This is a genomic window from Dietzia timorensis (assembly GCF_020742175.1).
In the GTDB taxonomy this organism is placed as follows: Bacteria; Actinomycetota; Actinomycetes; order Mycobacteriales; family Mycobacteriaceae; genus Dietzia; species Dietzia timorensis_A.
This window is the reverse complement of the sequence record NZ_DYXM01000269.1, coordinates 1-3,008: the sequence shown is the minus strand read 5'-3', so window position 1 is coordinate 3,008 and position 3,008 is coordinate 1. Positions and strand designations below refer to the sequence as shown.

1 protein-coding gene and 2 pseudogenes are annotated in these 3,008 nt (G+C 62.3%); 2 read left to right on the top strand and 1 reads right to left on the bottom strand.

The features are described from left to right. Nucleotides 1–308: 308 nt before the first annotated feature. Nucleotides 309–1,016: an SHOCT domain-containing protein gene (locus K8V11_RS13855; protein WP_303915509.1), complete on the top strand. Its 708-nt coding sequence runs from the start codon at nucleotides 309–311 to the stop codon at nucleotides 1,014–1,016. 74 nt (nucleotides 1,017–1,090) lie between these two features. Here the strand turns inward: K8V11_RS13855 and K8V11_RS13850 are convergent. Then, a pseudogene (locus K8V11_RS13850) lies at nucleotides 1,091–1,538 on the bottom strand (acetamidase/formamidase family protein); the annotation flags it as partial. Between the two features lie 45 nt (nucleotides 1,539–1,583). Here K8V11_RS13850 and K8V11_RS13845 point away from each other — a divergent pair. Further along, nucleotides 1,584–2,843, top strand: a pseudogene (locus K8V11_RS13845) (IS3 family transposase); the annotation flags it as partial. Between the last annotated feature and the right edge of the window lie 165 nt (nucleotides 2,844–3,008).

Sequence of the window (3,008 nt, the reverse complement as noted above, 5' to 3'; positions counted from 1 at the left end):
CACACACGTCGTTCGGGAACGGCTCGGAGAACTCGTCGATGCCCATTCCGGCGGCCACACGTAGGTGCCGCCCCAGCTGCCGCTGGCTCGTCTCCCCTGCCAGTCAAGGTGCCAGCACTCGACGGGTAAAGCGTTGGGTTTCGGATTGGTCACTGTCAAGGCTCTCCTAAATCTAGCCCGAACACCACTCACGCAAATCCGTAACGAACAAGACCCTCTCGGACGACTATACTTTAGCCAGATCATTTTGCGGGGTCTCTCCCGCAGCACCCACTTCACGGATAGGGTCAGAACTTTTCATGGGATTCATGGATAAGGCCAAGAAGATGGCCAGCGAAACGCTCTCCAGCACTCAGAAGGCGGCGATGGACTCCGTCTCGGACGCCCGGAAGGGCTTCGACTCCTCTGTGTCCGCTGTCACTTCGGAGTTCAAGCGGTCGGACAATGCGATCGAAGAGGGCGCGCTCCTCGAAGTTACTTCTCATGACAAGGGACAAAAGAACGCACAGGTCAGGGTGTACCCCGATCGGATCGAAATGCGTCGTAACCGGGGTATGTCTTCCGCCAAGATGAAGACCGCCGCGTTGACCTTGGGAACCTCACTGGCTGTGACCGGGATCCGAGGAAACAACGATGCCTTTGACATGATCTTCATCCGTGATGTCACCGGTGTTCAATCCACTCCCGACGGAATGCTCTTCCGGAAAGTGGAGGTCGCTTCCTCCGGCAACACCATCTCGTTCCGCGTTTCACGGGATGAGGCCGAGCAGTTCCGCCGGTTGGTCATGCAGTTGTCAACCGACTTCCACCAGTCACAAGCGTCGCGACATTCCGAAACTCCGATGCCCGCGGCTCCTCCGGCAACGCCGGCTTCGACGCCGCATTCGGGAGTTTCCGATGCCGACGCCGCAGGCATCGCCGAACAGATCAAGCAGCTGTTGGATCTTCACGCTGCGGGGATTCTGACGGACGACGAGTTCTCCGCGAAAAAGGCGGAACTGCTTTCCCGCATGTAGCGACTCTCCGCCAACGATCCCCAAGCTTGACCGCTACACCACTTCATCAGCCGTAGGGTTTCTGGGCTTTTCCCTTAGCCAAAATCCGCCTTCCGGATTAGTCCGTGCACGCCGGACAGTCCGGTCGACGACCTGAGACAACGCAAAGTCGGCAGCTGCGGACAAGTAGGCGTAGGCGATCGCGCGCTCCATACCGAGCCCATGCTCGAGAAAGTTCAACGCATTGACTACGGCGCGGCGCATGGCCACGTTGAGGTCGCCGGACGCTCCCCCGCCCGCGAGTCCGTCGGGGTCGGAGAGGCCGATCGGAATCCAGTGTTCTTCGGTTTCGGCCCACGGATAGTCGAAGGCGACTGTCGGAGCGTTCCCGGAACCGCGCTTGCATACCGTCAAACGGAAGGTTGACCGCAGGGAGCCCTCCATCGCAGTCAGAGCGACTTCACCGTCACCCATGGCCGTGTGGGGATCGCCGGCATAGAACAATGCGCCCTCGGCACGAACCGGCAAGTAGAATGAAGCGCCCTGAGTTTGTTGGAGACTCCTGAGCTTGGAAACGAGGATGGAGTCATGGCGTCGAATCAGGGATCTGGGAAGCCGACGACGCGTCGGTACTCGCCGGAGGAGAAGGCCGCAGCGGTCCGGATGGTGCGGACGCTGCGCGCAGAGCTGGGGACCGAGCGTGGGACGGTCCATCGCGCCGCGACGCAGCTCGGATACGGGGTCGAGTCTGTGCGGACGTGGGTCAAGCAGGCCGACATCGCTGACGGCAACGTCGTCGGCGTGACCACGACGGAGACGCGTCGGATGCGGGAGCTCGAGCAGGAGGTCCGCGAGTTACGACGGGCGAACGAGATATTGAAGAGGGCTGCGAGTTTCTTCGGGGCGGAGCTCGACCGCCAACACCGGAAGTAGTCGCGTTCATCGACGCGAATAAGAACGACGTCGTTGAGGGTCGACCGCTCGGAGTCGAGCCCATCTGCGCATTGCTGCAGATGGCTCCGAGCACCTATTACGCCGCGAGAGATCGCGCCCCTCAGCGCGGGCCCTCAGTGATGCGGTCCTGACGCCGGAGCTGGTGACTTTGTGGAAGGAGAACTACTGCGTCTACGGGGTCCGCAAGCTCTGGAAGACCGCCCGTCGGGCGGGGCTCGACATCGGGCGGGACCAGACCGGCCGGCTGATGCGCGCCGCGGGGATCGAGGGCGCGACGCGCAGCAAACGAGTCAAGACGACCAGACCTGATCCGGCCGCCTCGCGGCATCCCGACCTGGTGCGACGGGCGTTCACCGCGACCGCCCCGAACCGGCTATGGGTCACTGACCTGACCTTCGTCCCGACGTGGGCGGGGGTCGCTTACGTCTGCTTCATTATTGACGCGTTCTCACGGATGATCGTCGGGTGGCGTTGCGCGAGTCACATGCGCACCGAGATGGTCCTCGACGCGATCGAAATGGCCCGGTGGGGTCACGGCGCTCATCACGACGACCTCCGCTGCCACAGCGACGCCGGGTCTCAATTCACGTCAATTCGCTACGGCGAACGCCTCGCGGAAATCGGCGCGACACCCTCGGTCGGGACCGTCGGCGACAGCTTGACAATGCCCTGGCCGAGACCGTGAACGGTTACTACAAGACCGAACTCTTCCGCGGGCCCGCACGCCCGGGCCCCTGGAGAACGGTCGAGGAACTCGAGCTCGCGACCCTCGACTGGGTGCACTGGCACAACACGCAACGCCTCCATGGCTACCTCGGCGACGTCCCGCCGGTCGAGTTCGAGGAGACGTTCTATGCTGGCCACACCACGGCAGCACCGCTGGTGGGAATCAAAGAGCGCGAGTCTCCATCAGACCCAGGGCGCTTCAGTATCGTTCTTGCCTTGCTCGCGGTCATCGCGGCCTTCGTCTTTGGCTTCATCATCGGCAGCGCAACTTCGTCTACGACGGCAGCCGGTGGAGCTTCAAGTGATTCAGGGTTTTCATCGAGCTCCGAGAGC

Coding starts and splice junctions, on each gene's coding strand:
- K8V11_RS13855 (WP_303915509.1), top strand. CDS start 309: ATGGATAAGGCCAAGAAGATGGCCAGCGAAACGCTCTCCAGCACTCAG.